Consider the following 541-nt stretch of genomic DNA (forward strand, 5'->3'; position numbering starts at 1 on the left):
GACCTGGGACGATTTCACCGTCTATTTCGACAAGATGACGCGCACCGGCGTGGTCAAGAGCATGAAGGATTTCTACTGGGACATTCGGCCCAAGCCGGAATTCGGCACCATCGAAATCCGGGTGTTCGACACACCGCTCACGGTGGAGCGCGCCACCGCGCTGGCCGGCTTCGTGCAGTCGCTGGCTTCCTGGTTCATGCACGAACAGCCCTTCATGCCCACCGAGGACGACTACCTGGTCTACACCTACAACCGTTTCCAGGCCTGCCGCTTCGGCCTGGACGCGGTCTATGTGGACCCAGCCACCGGCGGCCACATGCCGCTGCGCGAGCACATCCTGCAGACCATGGGGCAAATCGAGCGCCATGCCACCGGTATGGGCGCGGGCGCTTCGCTGCACCTGCTGCGCAACAGCGTGGAGCGCGGCGACAACGACGCCCGCTGGCTGCGCGAAAAACAGGGCGAGGAGCACCTGCTGGCCGAAGTCATACGCCAGGCGGCCGACCGCTTCCGCGGCGGCGTCACGCACCAGCAGTACCCT

General features: G+C 65.1%; 1 protein-coding gene. It reads left to right on the top strand.

Annotated features, from left to right (window positions below; genetic code table 11):
- Positions 1–541, top strand: a 541-nt coding sequence (locus tag AC1DSO_RS24805; protein WP_477071339.1) for a glutamate-cysteine ligase family protein, incomplete at both ends; no start/stop codon positions are given.

It is taken from the genome of Caulobacter sp. P4_E5 (genome assembly GCF_056401555.1).